The following is a 15,764-nucleotide window of genomic DNA, read 5'->3' as shown; positions in this document are numbered from 1 at the left end:
TTTCAAAACACACGCTCTGAAAGTCAAAGTCAAAGTCAAAGTCAAAGTCAAAGTCAATCGGCATCGGTTTTTATAGTTGTAAGTGCATTCATTTACGATGTCGACGCACAGTCACCTTTCCGCCCTTACGGCGGCTTACTTTGGTCGTGGCCAAAGTAAGCAAAGCCGTGGCGCTCCATTCATCCGGCCCTCCGCTTCGCTCCGGGTCCCTCACTCCGGCCTTGCTCCCGGGAGGACCGCGCTGAACGCCCCATCCTGGGGCGCAGCGCTTGACGGGCATCCATGCCCGTCACCTCCCTCCGCAAGACCTGCGTTCGGCCTCCTGAAGTCGCGAAGTTACGGGCGGCGCCTGGACTGACGCAGCTGGCGCTAGTGGGCTGTGGGGTAACCTTCCGATCGCCAGAGCCAGAGCCAGAGCCAGAGCCAAGGCCCGGGGCTGGAGATTTGAACGCATGGCCGGAAGGCCTAAAGGCTGAACCGCCCCACCATGCCCCGCAACTGCTGCCCCAAGTGCTCCAGCTCCCCACTCGAAGCAGCGGTCTGCTCACTGGCCGCACTGGTCTGCTCCGACACATCACGCACATTGATCACGCTGCGGTTGATCTGTTCGGCAACCACGCTCTGCTGTTCGCTGGCCGTGGCGATCTGCTGGTTCATGCCCTGAATGGTCGATACCGTTTCGGTGATCTGCCCCAGCGCGGCACCCGCCTTGCGGCTGAGCTCGACGCTCTGTCCGGTCAGGCTCTTGCTGTCGTCGAGCAGGCCGGTGACCTCGTCGGTACCACGGTGCAAACTGTCGATCAGCAGCTCGATTTCCTCGGTCGACTGCTGCGTGCGTTGGGCCAGGCCACGCACTTCGTCGGCCACCACGGCGAAGCCACGCCCTGCTTCCCCGGCCCGGGCCGCCTCGATGGCGGCGTTCAGCGCCAAGAGGTTGGTCTGCTCGGAAACCGACTTGATCACATCCAGAATCGAACCGATGCGCTGGCTTTCGCCGGCCAGATGGCCCATGGCAGTGAGGCAGCGGTCCATCTGGCTTGCCAGCTGCTCGATGCGGGCGATGGCTTCTGCCACCACCTGGTCGCCCAGCTGTGCCTGATGATCGGCGGTGGTTGCGGCCAGCGAGGCCTGTTCGGCGTTCTGCGCGACTTCCTGGACCGTGGCGCTCATCTGGTTCATGGCCGTGGCCACCTGATCGGTCTCTTCGCGCTGTTGGCTGATGCGCTCGCGCGTATCGACACTGGCGCGGGCCAGCTCTGCCGCTGCCCTGGACAGCTGGCCGACGCCCTGATCGATGCCGCCGAGCAGCTCGCGCAGGCTCAAGGTCATCTCGCGCATGCTGGTTTGCAGCTGGCCCATCTCGTCACGGCGGTGCACTGTCTGTACCTGGCTGAGATCGCCACGGGCGATGCGCGCGGCCTGGGACAGCACCTGACGTAGCGGTTGGGTGATCTGGCGCGTGATGAGCCAGGCTGAAAGCACCCCGACCAGCAGTGCCAGCACGGCCACGCTGGTCAGCAGCGAGCGTGCGGCCAGCGCCTCGTCGTCGCGTTGTTCGATCTTGCGTTCGCTCAGCTCGGCACTGACCGCCTGCAGCTCGTCGCCGATTTTCTCCATGCCATCCTGCAATTGCTCGACCTTGAGCGCGGCACTGCGATACTGCCGCAGGTTGTCGCGATAGCGGTCCAGCTCCACCTGCGGGCGTTGCGTCAGGGTGCGTGGCAGGTCCAGTGGCGCGATGGCCCGCAGCAACTGCGCCAGGCTGGTATCCGCCGCTTCCAGCGCGGTATCGCCCATCCTGGCGAAGCTGTCCCGGGGGGAAAAGGCATAGGCCGGTACCAGACTTTGCTGGTTGGCACTTTCAACATGGCGCCCCAAGGTATCCATCAGGCCCACCACGCCGCCCTGTTGACCATCGCCCGGCATCTTCAGCAGGGCTTGGGTCTGCAGTTCGTCGATCACGGTTTCGAGCACGCCGGCTTGCCCCAGCATGGCCGCGCGCAAACTGTCGCGACTGTCCACACTGCTCTGCAGGGTGGCGAAGTCATCTTGCAGGCGTTGCAGCAGTTGCAGCTTCTGCGCCAGCATCTGCTGCGACTGGTCGATGCTTGCGCGTTGCTGGAGGCTGCTCAGGCGGCTGTGCAGCTGCTCGAGGATGCGGGCGATCCGCGTCTTGCTGGTGTCGTCGGCAAGTACCCGGTAAGTGATGCGCTCGGCACGCAGGTCGCGGGTCAAGTCGTTGAGTTCGCCGATGTCGCTGAGCTGCTCCGAGCGCTGGATGGCGCCGTCCAGGGCGCGCCAGCCGCTAAGCGTGGTGGCCAGGGTGAGCAGCAGCACCACGGTGAAGCCCAGGGCGAGCTTGAGCCCGACGCCAAGGTTGCCGAGCTGACGGTCAAGGTATCCGAACATGGCAGGTCTCCGTCCAATTGAGAAATGGCCATAGCGCTATGTTGCCGCTATGACCCTTGCTCATCGGCAGGGAGTCCGTCGGACTGGACCTGTAAATAGGGTAGGAAAAGTCGTTGCGGGCTGAAGGGTAAAGCCTACAGCCCACAAGCTGCGGTCTAGAGCCTGAAACGCCCCACCAGACCCTGCAGGTGAGTCCCGAGGCGCGCCAGCTCGACGCTGGAGCTTGCCGTCTCCTCGCTGGCCGCGGAGGTCTGGTCGGAGATATCGCGCACGTTCATCACGCTGCGGTTGATCTCTTCGGCCACGGCGCTCTGCTGCTCGGCTGCGGTGGCGATCTGCTGGTTCATCGACTGGATCGACGACACGGTGCGGGTAATGGTCCCCAGCGAGTCCCCGGCGCGGCGCGTCAGTTCAACGCTGCTGTCGGTAAGGGCGCGGCTGCTGTCCATGACGCCGGCCACGCGCTCGGTGCCGCTCTGCAGGCTGGCAATCAGCTCTTCGATCTCTTCGGTGGACTGCTGGGTACGCTGGGCCAGGCTGCGCACTTCGTCGGCGACCACGGCGAAGCCGCGGCCTGCCTCGCCGGCGCGCGCGGCCTCGATGGCGGCGTTGAGCGCCAGCAGGTTGGTCTGCTGGGCCACCGACTTGATCACATCGAGCACGCTGCCGATCTTGTCGCTCTCGGCCTTGAGCTGGTTCATCGCTTCGCTGGAGTTGACCACTTCGCTGGCCAGGCGCTCGATCTGGCTGATCGCCTCGCCCACCACCTTGTCACCTTCGCGGGCCTGCTGGTCGGCCATCAGCGCCGCTTCCGAGGCCTGTTCGGCGTTGCGCGCCACTTCCTGGACAGTGGCGGCCATTTCGTTCATGGCGGTGGCGACCTGGTCGGTCTCGACCTTCTGGTTGTTGACCCCGGCGCTGGTCTGCTCGGTGACCGCCGACAGCTCCTCGGCGGCGCTGGCGATCTGCGTCACGCCGTCGCCGATGCCGCCGATCAGCTCGCGCAGGCTTTGGGTCATGCGCTGCATGCTGGCCTGCAACTGGCCCAGTTCGTCGCGCCGGTCGGCCTTGAGGTCCTGGCGCAGGTCGCCACCGGCCACGCGCTCTGCGGCGGCGAGGGTCTGGCGCAGGGGCACGATGATCTGCCGGGTAATGGCGAACGCGGCGAGCACGCCCAGCAGCAAGGCCAGCGCCGTGGCACCGGCCAGCAGGGTCTTGGCTTGCTGGGTGCCCTGGTCGCGTACGGTGGTTTGCGAAACGGTCATTGCCTGGCTGGCGTCCAGCAGCACCTGGCCCTGCGCGGACATGCGCGTCAGCGCCTGCTCGCTGGCCGCCTGGGCGTTACCGAACTGGTTCACCGCGTCGCGGTAGGCAGCCAGCGCGCTGGCGGCATCATCCAGGCTGGCGGCGAACTCCGCCGGGAGCCTGGCGGGCAGGGCCTTGAGCACGGTCAGAGCCTGGTCGATGGCAGTGAGCGCGGTCTGCTGGAACTCGGCCTTGCCGCTGTAGGTGTAGCCGCGCACCTGGAAGCGTGCCTGCTGCAGCAGGGCCGCGACTTGCACCGCCTCCTGGTACTGCTGGATATCGCCGCCCTGCAGCAGGCGCTGCTGAACCTTGCCGATCAGTTCGGCAGCCTTGTCGGCGCTGTCGCCCAGGGTGCCCCGGCTGGCCTCGCGGCGCTGGCCGGCCTGCCTGAGCTCGGCGAAGGCTTGCTGGTACTGGCGTACGGCGTCCTGTTGCTTGTCCAGGCGCTGGCGGTCGGCGGGGATTTCGATCTGCCCGAGCATGAACTGCACCTGGCGCTCGAGATTGGCAAGGGCCTTCTCCAGCTCGGCCACGGAGGCGTCGTCACGGGTGCGCTCATAGGCCAGGCGGGCCAGGCGCAGGTCCTGGGTGTATTGGTGGATCACCGAGATGTTGCCGAGCTTGTCGCCACGGCTGGTGACGCTGTCGATACCCAGCCACCCGGTGAAGGTGATGCCGAGGGTGAGCAGCAATACCAGGCCGAAGCCGATCCCCAACTTGCGATTGACGCTTACATTTCCCAGTGACTGGGCAAACCAACGGTACATAGACGACTCCCCGGCGCGTGGCAGTGCGGATTATTGTTTTGTTGCATAGGGCATCGGCGCACGGCGGGGAAACTTGATGAGAAAAAGCTGACTGGAGTGTCAGAAAATTCGCGAAAGCAAGGCCGTTACGGCCGTCTCCACGCGTAGGATCCTATCCCCCAATTGCACGGGCTCAAGGCCAGCCTTGCCCAGCAGCTCGACTTCATAGGGAATCCAGCCGCCCTCCGGGCCGATCGCCAGGGTTACCGGACCTTCAACGGCCCGTGGGCAAGCGGGGTAGGGGCCAGGATGCCCGACCAGGCCGAGTGTGTCGGCGGCGATGGCAGGCAGGCGGTCTTCGACGAAGGGTTTGAAGCGCTTCTCGATGATCACCTCCGGCAGCACCGTGTCACGGGCTTGCTCCAGACCGAGAATGAGGTTTTCGCGGATGGTCTCGGGCTGGAGGAACGGCGTCTGCCAGAAGCTCTTCTCGACCTTGTAGCTGTTGACCAGGATCAGCCGCGGCACGCCCAGGGTGGCGACTGTCTGGAACAGCCGACGCAGCATCTTCGGCCGTGGCACGGCCAGCACCAGGGTCAGTGGCAGTTTGGCCGGCGGCGGCTGGTCGAAGGCCACCCGCAGTTCGGCTTCGTGGCCTTCGAGGCGGATGACCTCGGCCTTGCCCATCAGCCCGCCGATGCGCCCGACGCGCAGGTTGTCGCCCACCGCAACGCGGTGGATCTCCTGCATGTGGGTGAAGCGGCGATCGGCCAGGACGACACGGTCGGCCGACACGAAGTCGGCCTCTTCAAGAAGCAAAAGGTTCACGGTTGGGTCGCAGGCGGCTGGTCGTTGTGGTCGTTGCTCGCTTCGTCCGGCTCATGGCTGCGCTTGCGGATCAGGCTGCCGCACAGCACGCCGACCTCGAACAGCATCCACATCGGCACGGCCAGCAGGGTCTGGGAGAAGATGTCCGGCGGGGTGAGGATCATGCCGACCACGAAGCAGCCGATGATCACGTACGGGCGGATCTTCTTCAGGTACTGCACGTCGACCACGCCGATCCACACCAGCAGCACCACCGCCACCGGTATCTCGAAGGCGACCCCGAAGGCGAAGAACAGGGTCATGACGAAGTCAAGGTAGCTTGAGATGTCGGTCATCATCGACACACCCTCGGGCGTGGCGCTGGCGAAGAAGCCGAAGATCAGCGGGAACACCAGGAAATAGGCGAAGGCCATGCCGGCATAGAACAGGAAGATGCTCGACACCAGCAGCGGGATGGCAATGCGCTTTTCATGGCGATACAGGCCGGGGGCGATGAAACCCCAGATCTGTTGGAGGATGAACGGGATCGCCAGGAACAGCGAGACGATCATGGTCAACTTGAACGGCGTCAGGAACGGCGAGGCCACATCGGTGGCGATCATTGTCGCGTTGGCCGGCAAGTGCTCGCGCAGCGGCGCCGAGACCAGGGTGTAGATCTGCTGGGCGAAGGAGAACAGCCCGGCGAAGATCAGGAAGATGGCGGCGACGCAGCGCAGCAGGCGTGTACGCAGCTCGGTCAGGTGCGAGACCAGCGGCATCGGCTGGTCGGTTTCCGGATTCTCGCTCATGGGGCTCGCGGCGGTTGTGGCGGTTCGGAGGGTGGTGCTGCGGCCGGCTGCGCGGGGGCGGCATCGGCGGCAGGTGCGGCAGGCGTTTCAGTGTTGGCCGGCGGCTGCGCAGGTGGCGCCAGGGGGTTGAGGATGCGCTTGGCCTCCTGTTCCATCTGCAGGATGTGCTCGTTGTGCAACTGGCGGCGGATGTCATCGGCGCCGATCTCGCGCTCGACTTCCATCTTGATCGCGTTGAAGCTGCGCTTGAGGCGGCCGATCCACAACCCGGCAGTGCGCGCGGCACCCGGCAGGCGCTCAGGGCCGAGCACCAGCAGGGCGACCAGGCCGACGAGCAGCAGCTCGCTGAAACTGATACCGAACATGGGTCAGTCTTTCCGCTGCGGCTCTTGAACCGGCTGGGCCTGGCCCTCGATGGTATGGCCCTGGGCCTGCTGCGCGGTATTCTGCACCGGTGGAACAGGTTGCGCCGGCGGTGGGGTCTGCTCGGCCGGCTTGGCTTCCTCTTCGTTCATGGCCTTGCGGAAGCCCTTGATCGATTCGCCCAGGTCGCTGCCGAAGTTCTTCAGTTTCTTGGTGCCGAACACCAGCACCACGACGACCAGCAGGACGATCCAGTGTTTCCAGTCAAAAATACCCATTTCGTACTCCTGAAAAATGTATGTCAGCCGGAACCGGCGCTATCGCGGGGCAAGCCCGTTCCTACAAATACGCGCGGTCAGGCCTGGGGCTGACGGGCGGCCTTCTCGTCATGGCCGGAAAGGCCGAAGCGGCGCTCCAGTTCGTCGAGCACCGCCTGCGGATGCTGGCCCAGCGCGCTGAGCATGACCAGGCTATGAAACCACAGGTCTGCGGTTTCATAGATGACATCGCTGTAATCCTTGCTGACGGCGGCATCCTTGGCGGCGATGATAGTTTCGATGGACTCTTCGCCAAGCTTCTCGAGGATCTTGTTCAGGCCCTTGTGATGCAGGCTCGCCACGTAGCTGCTGTCCGGCGCCGCGTGCTTGCGTTCTTCCAGCACCTCGGCGAGGCGGTTCAGGGTGTCGCTCATGTCAGTGTCCTGCGCTGTAGATGGCGTCCGGATCCTTCAGGACCGGGTCGACGATTTTCCACTGGCCGTCCTCGAAGACGCGGTAGAAACAGCTTTCGCGGCCGGTATGGCAGGCGATATGGCCCAGTTGCTCGACCATCAGGATGATCACGTCGGCGTCGCAGTCCAGGCGCATTTCGTGCAGCTTCTGCACATGGCCCGACTCTTCGCCCTTGCGCCACAGCTTGCCCCGCGAGCGCGACCAGTAGATGGCGCGATGCTCGGCGGCGGTCAGGGCGAGGGATTCACGGTTCATCCAGGCCATCATCAGCACGCGCCCGGTCTTGTGGTCCTGGGCGATCGCCGGTACCAGGCCATCGCTGTTCCACTTGATCTCGTCCAGCCAGTCTTTCATCGTCGACTCCAAACCGGGCCCGCTCCCGTACCGGGCCCCTGTGCGTTAGTGTGCCAGCCGGCGGCGCGGCTGGCTATCGGCGCACGATCAGGTACAGGCCTGCGGCCAGCATCAACCACGCGGGCCAGGCGGCCGGGGCGCTGAGGCTGACCGCGCCCGCCGCCAGGGTGGCGCCACCGCCGAGCAGGCCGGCGCCAAGCAGGCGCAACGCCCAGTTGTCGCCGGCGCGGCGCCGCTCGGGCAGTTGTGGGTCGTGCAGGTGCGGTTGCGACAGGCGTTCGAGCAGGTCGCGGGTCATGTCGGCCAGGTGCGGTAGTTGCTCGGCCTGGCTGTAGAGGTTGCCGATCACCGCCTTCGGGCTCATGCGCTCGCGCATCCAGCGTTCGAGGAAGGGCTTGGCGGTGCTCCACAGGTCCAGGTCGGGGTAGAGCTGGCGACCCAGGCCTTCGATGTTGAGCAGGGTCTTTTGCAGCAGCACCAGCTGTGGCTGGACTTCCATGTTGAAGCGCCGGGCCGTCTGGAACAGGCGCATCAGCACCTGGCCGAAGGAGATATCCTTGAGCGGCTTTTCGAAGATCGGCTCGCACACCGTGCGGATCGCCGCTTCGAACTCGTTGACCTTGGTCTGTGCCGGTACCCAGCCCGAATCGATGTGCAGTTGGGCCACGCGGCGGTAGTCGCGCTTGAAGAAGGCGATCAGGTTGCGGGCCAGGTAGTCCTGGTCCTCGGCGGTGAGGCTGCCGACGATACCGCAGTCGATGGCGATGTACTGCGGGCTCCACGGCTTGACCGTGCTGACGAAGATGTTGCCCGGGTGCATGTCGGCATGGAAGAAGCTGTCGCGGAACACCTGGGTGAAGAACACCTCGACGCCGCGTTCGGCGAGCATCTTCATGTCGGTGCGCTGGTCGGCCAGCGTCGCCATGTCGGTGACCGGCACGCCATAGATGCGCTCCATCACCAGCACCTTGGGCCGGCAGAGGTCCCAGTAGACCTGGGGCACGTACATCAGCTCGGAGCCTTCGAAGTTGCGCCGTAGCTGGCTGGCGTTGGCGGCCTCGCGGAGCAGGTCGAGTTCGTCGTAGATGGTCTTTTCGTAGTCGCCGACGATTTCCACCGGGTGCAGGCGACGGGCATCAGCCGAGGCGCGCTCGGCGGCCTTGGCGATCAGGAACAGCCAGGCCAGGTCCTGGGCGATGACCGGTTTCAGGCCCGGGCGCACCACCTTGACCACCACTTCCTCGCCGCTCTTCAGGCGTGCGGCGTGTACCTGGGCCACCGAAGCCGAGGCCAGCGGCTCAACGTCGAAACGGCTGAACACCTCGCCTACCTTGGCGCCGAGCTGTGCTTCGATCAGCGCCACGGCGTGCTGCGGGTCGAACGGCGGCACGCGGTCCTGCAGCAGCATCAGCTCGTCGGCGATGTCGGTGGGCAGCAGGTCGCGGCGGGTGGAGAGCAACTGGCCGAACTTGATGAAGATCGGCCCCAGATCCTGCAGCGCCAGGCGCAGGCGCGCGCCGCGGCTCAGCTCCAGGGGCTTGCGCGGCAGCCAGCGCCAGGGCATCAGCAGGCGCAGGCTGGCCAGCCACCAGGGCAGCAGGGGTTGTTCGAACAGCAGGTCATCGAGGCGGTAGCGGATCACGACGCGCTGGATGCGCAACAGACGGCGGACGGCGAGCAGCTTCATGCGTTATCGCTGGTATCAAGAGTGTGGGCGAGGCGGCGCAGGCGTGCCTCGAGGCGTTCGATATCGACCTTCAGCGCATCGAGCTCGCTGAATGCCGCTTCGGCTTCGCGTTTGCCGACCAGGGTACGTGATTCCTCGGCCAGGTACTCGGACAGATTCTCGCCGAAGCGGGCCAGGCCCTGGCGAGTCCAGCGCGCGCGCAGGCGCAGGTGGCCGGCGATCAGCGCAGTGGGCACCGGCCCCAGCCAACGCTGCAGTTCGTGTTCCCAGTCCAGTTCCAGGTCCTGCAGGGTGCCGAACAGGTCGAGCAGCACGGCGCTGTCGCCATGCAGCTCGACCTGGGGGCTGTGCAGCACGGCGGTCTTGTCCTTGGCCAGCGCCAGCTGTGCCAGGCGTCCGGCGGGGGCGCGCAGGGTGCAGTCGACCTCGCTTTCCCAGTGGGCGGCGAGCATCAGGCCTTCCTCGTCGGGCAGCACGAACAGCTTCAGGGCCGGCTGCACGCAGTCGATCTCGATCACCTTGCCTTCCAGCGCCGCCAGGCGCGGGAGGGCGGTGCTGTCCAGGCGCAGGACACGGTTGAGCCCGTGCTCGACGCTGGCGAGCAGGCCGGCCAGAAGCATCAGGGCTTGATCCCCCGGTGCACGGCGACGATGCCGCTGGTCATGTTGTGGTAGGTGACGCGGTCAAAGCCGGCCTCGACCATCATGCTCTTGAGCGTTTCCTGGTCGGGGTGCATGCGGATCGATTCGGCCAGGTAGCGGTAGCTTTCCGAGTCGTTGGTGATGAGCTTGCCGGCCAACGGCATGAAGGCGAACGAGTAGGCGTCGTAGGCCTTGGACATCAGCTTGTTGGTTGGCTTGGAAAATTCCAGGATCAACAGGCGGCCACCGGGCTTGAGCACCCGCAGCATGGAGCGGATGGCTTCGTCCTTGTGGGTCACGTTGCGCAGGCCGAAGGCGATGGTCACGCAGTCGAAGTGGTTGTCCGGGAACGGCAGCTTTTCAGCGTCGGCCTGGACGAATTCGATATTGCCTGATACGCCGCGGTCGAGCAGGCGGTCACGGCCGACCTTGAGCATCGATTCGTTGATGTCGGCCAGCACCACCTGCCCGGTCGGGCCGACCAGGCGCGAGAACTTGGCGGCCAGATCACCGGTGCCGCCGGCAATGTCCAGCACGCGGTTGCCGCTGCGCACCCCGGACAGCTCGATGGTGAAGCGCTTCCACAGGCGGTGCATGCCGCCGGACAGCACGTCGTTCATCAGGTCGTACTTGGCGGCCACCGAGTGGAACACCTCGGCGACTTTCTTCGCCTTCTGGCTCTCGGGAACGTCCTGGTAGCCGAAGTGGGTGGTGGGTTCGGCGTGGTCGCCTTTGCGCTGGTCGGTCATATCGCTTCACCAGAAAAAAATTACGGCCATTCTAGGGGCTACGGGCGGATTTGTCTTGGCGGGGTGTGTCATGCAAAGGGGGCGGGCATAATGGCGACTATGTCTTCATATCCAGGATCACCCGCATGACCCAGATCAGCGTCGAACGCAAACACACCCTCGGCCGTGAAGCCGCCCGCGCCAAGGCCGAGGCGCTGGTGGACAAGCTGACCCGCGAATACGACCTCAAGGCCAGCTGGAACGGTGATCGCGTCGATGTGAAACGCAGTGGCGCCAATGGCAGTGTGCATATCGGCGAGGACACCATCCGCGTCGAGCTCAAGCTGGGCATGATGCTGTCGATGATGAGCGGCACCATCAAGGGTGAGATCGAGCGGGCGCTGGACAAGGCGCTGGCCTGATGGCCAGAAGCCTCAAGTTGTAAGCTTCAAGCAGCGAGCAAGAGCAGGTTTTGTAAAGGTTTGCTCTTGCTTGCAGCTTGCCACTTGAAGCTCGCCACTGCTCTTAGGGTGAGGATTCTAATTTTTCCGCCTACCTTCACGCTCAAGCCCTACCACCCTGGGCAGTTCCTCCCTCCCTTAAATGAGCATGAGGTGCAGAGCATGGCCAAAGTGAATCTCAAGCAGAAAGACGACGCCCAAGGCAGCACGCTGGGCGAGGTGCGCGGCTACGCGCGCAAGATCTGGCTGGCGGGCATCGGTGCCTACGCCCGTGTCGGCCAGGAAGGCTCCGACTATTTCAAGGAGCTGGTGAAAGCCGGCGAAGGCGTCGAGAAGCGTGGCAAGAAACGCCTCGACAAGGCTGTCGAAGCCGCCAATACCCAGATCGACGAAGCCACCCAGGAAGTCACCCGCGTGCCCGGCCGGGTCGAGGCGCAGCTGGACAAAATCGAACGCGCCTTCGACGCCCGTGTCGGTCGCGCCTTGAATCGCCTCGGCATTCCGTCTAAACATGACGTTGAGGCGTTGTCCATCAAGCTTGAACAGCTGCACGAGCTGCTCGAGCGCGTCGCGCACAAACCATAAGGAGAGCAGGATGGCTGGCAAGAAGAACACCGAGAAAGAAGGCAGCTCCTGGATCGGCGGAATCGAGAAGTACTCCCGCAAGATCTGGTTGGCTGGCCTGGGTATCTACTCCAAGGTCGACCAGGACGGTCCGAAGCTGTTCGATTCGCTGGTGAAGGACGGCGAGAAGGCCGAGAAGCAGGCGAAGAAAACCGCCGAAGACGTGGCCGAAAGCGCCAAGTCGTCGACCAACTCGCGAGTGTCGGGCGTGAAGGATCGTGCGCTGGGCAAGTGGAGCGAGCTGGAAGAAGCCTTCGACAAGCGCCTGAACAGCGCCATCTCGCGCCTGGGCGTGCCCAGCCGCAATGAGATCAAGGCCCTGCACCAGCAGGTCGATTCGCTGACCAAGCAGATCGAGAAACTGACCGGTGCCTCGGTCACGCCGATCTCCAAGGCCAGTGCCAGCAAGACGGCCGCCAAGCCATTGGCCAAGGCGGCCGCCAAGCCTGCGGCCAAGACCGCTGCGGCTAAACCTGCGGCGAAAACCGCAGCGGCCAAGCCAGCGGTCAAGGCAGCGGCCAAGCCTGTAGCGGCCAAGCCCGCTGCCAAACCGGCAGCCGCCAAGAAACCGGCCGTGAAGAAAGCGGCGCCGGCCAAACCTGCGGCAGCCAAGCCCGCCGCAGCGGCGCCTGCCGCCACCGCAGCCCCGGCACCGAGCGCGGCGCCGGCCAGCAGCACCCCGTCGGCACCGGTGAACGCAGCCACTCAGGCCTGATACCGGGTCGCACTGATCGCGGGGCAAGCCCGCTGCCACGAAGCCTGCACAGGGCTCGTGGCAGCGGACTTGCCCCGCGATCGTTTCAGCCTTCCAGATACCTCATTGCCAACTGCTCCGCCGCCATGCGCGCCGGGGCCTGCAGATGCGGCGCCACCAGCATCATCACCTGGTACACCACCACGCCGACATCGCCCTCGCGGCCAAGCACGCGCTGATAATCAAGCGAGCACATCAGGGTCAGGGTGATCTGTTCCACCAACTGCCCCAGTGCCTGGGTCTCGCTGGTCACCTGGCCCTGGCCCTTGAGGCTGGCCAGCAGCGCGGCCAGGGTACGCTTGAGGGCGTTGATCAGGCTGCGCATGCCCCGCGCCAGCTTGGGCAGGCGCCCGGTGAGGTTGGACAGGTCCTGGAACAGGAAACGGTACTGCGCCATGCGTTCGACGATCAGGTGCAGGAACAGCCAGTAGTCCTCGGCATCCAGGCGTACGTCCAGCGGCGGGTCGAGCAGTGGCATCAATTGCTCTTCGAAACGCTCGAACAGGCCGATCACCAACGGCTCCTTGCCGTGGAAGTGGTAGTACAGGTTGCCAGGGCTGATCCCCAGTTCGTTAGCGATCTCCAGGGTCGAGACGTTCGGTTCGCCCTGGCGATTGAACAGCTGCAAGGCACATTCGAGGATACGGTCGCGGGTCTTCATCCGGTCAGCGTGCCAGTACGTAGCTGCCGGGCGCGGGGCCCAGCGGTGGATAAGTGCTGTTGCCCAGCTCGTCGCGTGGCGTCCTGAGCGTGCCGGAGCGCTGCTCTATCCATTCCAGCCACAGGGGCCACCAGCTGCCGTCGCGACGCTGGGCATCGTGGAACCAGGCCCGCGGGTCGCTGGAGAGCTTGGGGTTTTCCAGGTAGTAGGCCTTGGGGTTGCCGGGTGGGTTGATGATGCTCTGGATATGCCCGCTGTTGGCCAGGATGAAGCGTCGCTCGCCGCCGAGCAGCAAGGCCGAGCGGTACACCGCGTCCCAGGGGGTGATGTGGTCGTTGCTGCCGGCCACGGTGAAGCTGTCCAGCCCGACCTGCGTGAGGTCGATCGGGGTGCCGCACACCTCCAGGCCTTCGGGGAAGGTCAGCGGGTTGAGCTTGAAGAAATCCAGCAGGTCGCCGTGCAGCGCGGCCGGCAGGCGCGTGCTGTCGGCATTCCAGTAGAGGATGTCGAAGGCCGGCGGCGTCTTGCCCATCAGGTAGTTGTTGACCCAATAGTTCCAGATCAGGTCGTTGGGGCGCATCCAGGCGAAGATCCGTGCCACCTCGCCGCCGTCCAGCACACCGCGCTGGTAGGAGCGCCGCTTGGCCGCCTCGATGGTCTGCTCGTCGGCGAACAAACTGGCTGGGCTGTCGAACTGGCTGTCGAGCAAGCTCACCAGGTAAGTGGCACTGCGCACCTTGCGCAGCTGTTTCTTCGCCTGCAGGTGGCCCTGCAGCGCTGCCATGGTCAGACCGCCGGCACAGGCGCCCATCAGGTTGGGGTCGCGGCTGCCGCTGATGCTGCGGCAAGCGTTGAGCGCCTCCTCCAGGGCCTGCACATAACTGGACAGGCCCCACTCGCGATGGCGTGGGTCGGGGTTGCGCCAGCTGACCATGAATACCTGCAGGCCCTGCTTGAGCATGTACTGGACGAAGCTGTTGGTCGGGCCCAGGTCGAAGATATAGAACTTGTTGATCTGCGGCGGCACCACCAGCAGCGGTCGGGCGTACTGTTTCTCGCTCATGGGCTTATACTGGATCAGCTCCAGCAGCTCGTTGCGAAACACCACTGCGCCTGGTGTGGCGGCCAGGTTGCCGCCGACCTCGAAGGCCCGTTCGTCCACCTGCCGTGGCAAACCGTCGTTGTGGCGCAGGTCGTCGAGCAGGTGGCTGACACCGCGCAGCAGGCTCAGGCCGCCGGTGTTGAACAGCTCCTTGACCGCCAGCGGGTTGAGCAGCGAATTGCTGGGCGCGAAGGCGTCGCTGACCAGGTTGAACAGGAACTGCGCCCGGGCGCGGTCGTCGTCGGCCAGGCTGCTTTCCTCGATCCACAGGCGCGTCTGCTTCTGCCAGGCCAGGTAGGCTTGCAGGCCGCGGCGGTAGAACGGGTTCTGGCTCCAGGTCGGGTCGCTGAAGCGGGCGTCCCGAGGGTGGGGCTGGTAGGGGCTGTCGCCGATCAGCACGCGCCCCAGCTGGCCGCCCAGGCTGAGCAGGTGATGCGCGGTATGCAGCGGATTGCGCAGGCCGATCCGGCCGACCTGGCGCAAGGTCGAGAACAGGTCGCGACCGCGCAGGCCGGTGATGGCGTTCTGCACGTTCATGCTCGTGGCGGGGACCGGTGTCGATCCTCTGGCCGGTTTGTCCTTCATGCCAACACTCCTTCGTCAGATCCATTTCCGCGTTGGCCTTGGTGCGGGTAAAGCTACTCCTGCAGGCTCGCATCACCTGCCTGGAAGTGCCCGCAAAGGCTCGTGCTGACGCAATAAAAAGCCTTCCTACCCCCGTGCCGCTGGCCGGGGGTGCATGACCGCGCGTTGGCGTTCTTGCTCGAGGAATTTCATGATGATCGGGGCGACGGCCTCGGCCCGGGTGATCAGGAACAGGTGGCCATCATCGATTATGTGTAGCTGGGCATTGGGAATCCGCCAGGCCAGTAGGCGCATGTTGATCAGCGGGATCAGTGGATCGTCGTCGCCGGCCAGCACCAGGGTGGGCTGGTGGATCTTGTGCAGCCAGTGGATGCTGGTCCAGCCGAGCCCGGCGAACAGCTGCCAGTAGTAGCCCAGCTTGCCGCCCGAACGCACCTTCGAGGCATGGTGCATGGCCAGGTCCGGATCCCGGCGAAAGCCGCCGCCATAGATCAGCGGCGCGATGCGGATGACATGGGAGGGCTGCACGTAGCGCCGTGGGCTGGCCATCATCCACAATACCTTGGGCTTGCCCGGTACCATCACCGCGCCGGCGGCGGTGGCGGCCAGCACCAGCTTCTTGCAGCGTTCGGGGTAGTCGTGGGCGAACTGCTGGGCCAGGGCGCCGCCCCAGGACACGCCGATGACATTGACCTGGCCGTAGTCCAGGTAGTCGAGCATCCTTGCGGTCAACTTGGCCAGGCCGGGAAAACGGTAGGGGTGACGAGGCGTGGACGAGCCGCCGACCCCAGGCACGTCGAAGGCGATGACCTCCAGGTCCGGGTCCAGGGCCTCGATGAACGGAAACACCAGCTCGAGGTTGGCGCCGATGCCGTTGAAGATCAGCAACGGCGTCAGGTGTGGCTTGCCCGGGCGGACCGCAGTGCGGATGGACTGCTCGTCCAGCTCGACGGTCCTGAAGATGTACGGTTGCGGCATGCGCGTGACTCTGTGGTGA

Annotated in this window: 17 protein-coding genes and 2 pseudogenes; 3 read left to right on the top strand and 16 right to left on the bottom strand. The window is 65.0% G+C overall.

Translation table 11 applies throughout. The features are described 5' to 3' along the window. Positions 1-465: 465 nt before the first annotated feature. The 13 genes and pseudogenes from ABZO33_RS00615 to ubiE form a co-directional block, all read right to left on the bottom strand. Positions 466-1,329, bottom strand: coding sequence for a methyl-accepting chemotaxis protein (locus ABZO33_RS00615; protein ID WP_414534877.1), 864 nt, complete (start codon positions 1,327-1,329; stop codon positions 466-468). After that, positions 1,321-2,409, bottom strand: a pseudogene (locus ABZO33_RS00610) (methyl-accepting chemotaxis protein); the annotation flags it as partial. The pseudogene ABZO33_RS00610 and the gene ABZO33_RS00615, both read right to left, overlap by 9 nt. A 155-nt stretch (positions 2,410-2,564) precedes the next feature. Next, positions 2,565-3,278, bottom strand: coding sequence for a methyl-accepting chemotaxis protein (locus tag ABZO33_RS00605; protein ID WP_414534876.1), 714 nt, complete (start codon positions 3,276-3,278; stop codon positions 2,565-2,567). Positions 3,279-3,419: 141 nt separating this feature from the next. Beyond that, positions 3,420-4,481: pseudogene (locus ABZO33_RS00600) on the bottom strand (methyl-accepting chemotaxis protein); the annotation flags it as partial. A 99-nt stretch (positions 4,482-4,580) separates the two neighbouring features. Beyond that, a complete protein-coding gene (locus tag ABZO33_RS00595) occupies positions 4,581-5,288 on the bottom strand; it encodes a 16S rRNA (uracil(1498)-N(3))-methyltransferase (protein WP_414534448.1) in 708 nt (235 codons plus the stop codon). Continuing rightward, a complete protein-coding gene (tatC, locus tag ABZO33_RS00590; RefSeq protein ID WP_414534447.1) occupies positions 5,285-6,076 on the bottom strand; it encodes a twin-arginine translocase subunit TatC in 792 nt (263 codons plus the stop codon). The genes ABZO33_RS00595 and tatC overlap by 4 nt, the downstream gene beginning before the upstream one ends. Then, a complete protein-coding gene (tatB, locus tag ABZO33_RS00585; protein WP_414534446.1) occupies positions 6,073-6,441 on the bottom strand; it encodes a Sec-independent protein translocase protein TatB in 369 nt (122 codons plus the stop codon). Before tatB ends, tatC begins: the two co-directional genes overlap by 4 nt. A gap of 3 nt (positions 6,442-6,444) precedes the next feature. Next, the gene (locus tag ABZO33_RS00580) at positions 6,445-6,717 is read right to left on the bottom strand and encodes a twin-arginine translocase TatA/TatE family subunit (protein WP_046853910.1); all 273 of its coding nucleotides are present in this window, start codon (positions 6,715-6,717) and stop codon (positions 6,445-6,447) included. A gap of 77 nt (positions 6,718-6,794) precedes the next feature. Continuing rightward, positions 6,795-7,130, bottom strand: a complete 336-nt coding sequence (locus ABZO33_RS00575; protein WP_104444794.1) for a phosphoribosyl-ATP diphosphatase — start codon at positions 7,128-7,130, stop codon at positions 6,795-6,797. Position 7,131: 1 nt separating this feature from the next. Further along, positions 7,132-7,524: a phosphoribosyl-AMP cyclohydrolase gene (gene hisI, locus ABZO33_RS00570; RefSeq protein WP_023632585.1), complete on the bottom strand. Its 393-nt coding sequence runs from the start codon at positions 7,522-7,524 to the stop codon at positions 7,132-7,134. 73 nt (positions 7,525-7,597) lie between these two features. Continuing rightward, positions 7,598-9,211 carry a ubiquinone biosynthesis regulatory protein kinase UbiB gene (gene ubiB, locus ABZO33_RS00565; RefSeq protein ID WP_102682247.1) on the bottom strand — a complete coding sequence of 538 codons (1,614 nt, stop codon included), beginning with the start codon at positions 9,209-9,211 and terminating at the stop codon, positions 7,598-7,600. After that, a complete protein-coding gene (locus ABZO33_RS00560) occupies positions 9,208-9,831 on the bottom strand; it encodes an SCP2 domain-containing protein (RefSeq protein WP_414534445.1) in 624 nt (207 codons plus the stop codon). Before ABZO33_RS00560 ends, ubiB begins: the two co-directional genes overlap by 4 nt. Further along, a complete protein-coding gene (ubiE, locus tag ABZO33_RS00555) occupies positions 9,831-10,601 on the bottom strand; it encodes a bifunctional demethylmenaquinone methyltransferase/2-methoxy-6-polyprenyl-1,4-benzoquinol methylase UbiE (RefSeq protein ID WP_414534444.1) in 771 nt (256 codons plus the stop codon). Before ubiE ends, ABZO33_RS00560 begins: the two co-directional genes overlap by 1 nt. A gap of 125 nt (positions 10,602-10,726) precedes the next feature. Here ubiE and ABZO33_RS00550 point away from each other — a divergent pair, with 125 nt between their 5' ends. The 3 genes from ABZO33_RS00550 (at position 10,727) to ABZO33_RS00540 (ending at position 12,380) form a co-directional block, all read left to right on the top strand. Then, on the top strand, positions 10,727-11,002 hold the full coding sequence (locus tag ABZO33_RS00550; RefSeq protein ID WP_023632555.1) for a polyhydroxyalkanoic acid system family protein: 276 nt from the start codon (positions 10,727-10,729) through the stop codon (positions 11,000-11,002). A gap of 201 nt (positions 11,003-11,203) precedes the next feature. Continuing rightward, positions 11,204-11,626 (top strand): phasin family protein, encoded by a 423-nt coding sequence (locus ABZO33_RS00545; protein ID WP_023632554.1) that lies wholly within the window; start codon positions 11,204-11,206, stop codon positions 11,624-11,626. Between the two features lie 10 nt (positions 11,627-11,636). Then, the gene (locus tag ABZO33_RS00540) at positions 11,637-12,380 is read left to right on the top strand and encodes a phasin family protein (RefSeq protein ID WP_414534443.1); all 744 of its coding nucleotides are present in this window, start codon (positions 11,637-11,639) and stop codon (positions 12,378-12,380) included. Between the two features lie 85 nt (positions 12,381-12,465). Here ABZO33_RS00540 and ABZO33_RS00535 read toward each other — a convergent pair whose 3' ends face one another. The 3 genes from ABZO33_RS00535 to phaZ all read right to left on the bottom strand — a co-directional run bounded on the left by ABZO33_RS00535 (position 12,466) and on the right by phaZ (position 15,745). Further along, positions 12,466-13,080: a TetR/AcrR family transcriptional regulator gene (locus ABZO33_RS00535; protein ID WP_046853913.1), complete on the bottom strand. Its 615-nt coding sequence runs from the start codon at positions 13,078-13,080 to the stop codon at positions 12,466-12,468. A gap of 4 nt (positions 13,081-13,084) precedes the next feature. Beyond that, positions 13,085-14,767: a class II poly(R)-hydroxyalkanoic acid synthase gene (gene phaC / locus ABZO33_RS00530; RefSeq protein ID WP_414534442.1), complete on the bottom strand. Its 1,683-nt coding sequence runs from the start codon at positions 14,765-14,767 to the stop codon at positions 13,085-13,087. Positions 14,768-14,893: 126 nt separating this feature from the next. Beyond that, positions 14,894-15,745, bottom strand: coding sequence for a poly(3-hydroxyalkanoate) depolymerase (gene phaZ, locus ABZO33_RS00525; RefSeq protein WP_110605347.1), 852 nt, complete (start codon positions 15,743-15,745; stop codon positions 14,894-14,896). Between the last annotated feature and the right edge of the window lie 19 nt (positions 15,746-15,764).

This window comes from Pseudomonas sp. CAM1A (genome assembly GCF_047501685.1).
Lineage (GTDB): Bacteria > Pseudomonadota > Gammaproteobacteria > Pseudomonadales > Pseudomonadaceae > Aquipseudomonas.
This window is presented reverse-complemented; position numbering and strand designations above follow the sequence as displayed.

Bases quoted from the DNA above. Each gene is read 5' to 3' on its own strand.
- ABZO33_RS00615 (WP_414534877.1), bottom strand. From the start codon at position 1,329: ATGACCTTGAGCCTGCGCGAGCTGCTCGGCGGCATCGATCAGGGCGTC.
- ABZO33_RS00605 (WP_414534876.1), bottom strand. From the start codon at position 3,278: ATGAACGAAATGGCCGCCACTGTCCAGGAAGTGGCGCGCAACGCCGAA.
- tatC (WP_414534447.1), bottom strand. From the start codon at position 6,076: ATGAGCGAGAATCCGGAAACCGACCAGCCGATGCCGCTGGTCTCGCAC.
- tatB (WP_414534446.1), bottom strand. From the start codon at position 6,441: ATGTTCGGTATCAGTTTCAGCGAGCTGCTGCTCGTCGGCCTGGTCGCC.
- ABZO33_RS00580 (WP_046853910.1), bottom strand. From the start codon at position 6,717: ATGGGTATTTTTGACTGGAAACACTGGATCGTCCTGCTGGTCGTCGTG.
- ABZO33_RS00575 (WP_104444794.1), bottom strand. From the start codon at position 7,130: ATGAGCGACACCCTGAACCGCCTCGCCGAGGTGCTGGAAGAACGCAAG.
- hisI (WP_023632585.1), bottom strand. From the start codon at position 7,524: ATGAAAGACTGGCTGGACGAGATCAAGTGGAACAGCGATGGCCTGGTA.
- ubiB (WP_102682247.1), bottom strand. From the start codon at position 9,211: ATGAAGCTGCTCGCCGTCCGCCGTCTGTTGCGCATCCAGCGCGTCGTG.
- ABZO33_RS00560 (WP_414534445.1), bottom strand. From the start codon at position 9,831: ATGCTTCTGGCCGGCCTGCTCGCCAGCGTCGAGCACGGGCTCAACCGT.
- ubiE (WP_414534444.1), bottom strand. From the start codon at position 10,601: ATGACCGACCAGCGCAAAGGCGACCACGCCGAACCCACCACCCACTTC.
- ABZO33_RS00550 (WP_023632555.1), top strand. From the start codon at position 10,727: ATGACCCAGATCAGCGTCGAACGCAAACACACCCTCGGCCGTGAAGCC.
- ABZO33_RS00545 (WP_023632554.1), top strand. From the start codon at position 11,204: ATGGCCAAAGTGAATCTCAAGCAGAAAGACGACGCCCAAGGCAGCACG.
- ABZO33_RS00540 (WP_414534443.1), top strand. From the start codon at position 11,637: ATGGCTGGCAAGAAGAACACCGAGAAAGAAGGCAGCTCCTGGATCGGC.
- ABZO33_RS00535 (WP_046853913.1), bottom strand. From the start codon at position 13,080: ATGAAGACCCGCGACCGTATCCTCGAATGTGCCTTGCAGCTGTTCAAT.
- phaC (WP_414534442.1), bottom strand. From the start codon at position 14,767: ATGAAGGACAAACCGGCCAGAGGATCGACACCGGTCCCCGCCACGAGC.
- phaZ (WP_110605347.1), bottom strand. From the start codon at position 15,745: ATGCCGCAACCGTACATCTTCAGGACCGTCGAGCTGGACGAGCAGTCC.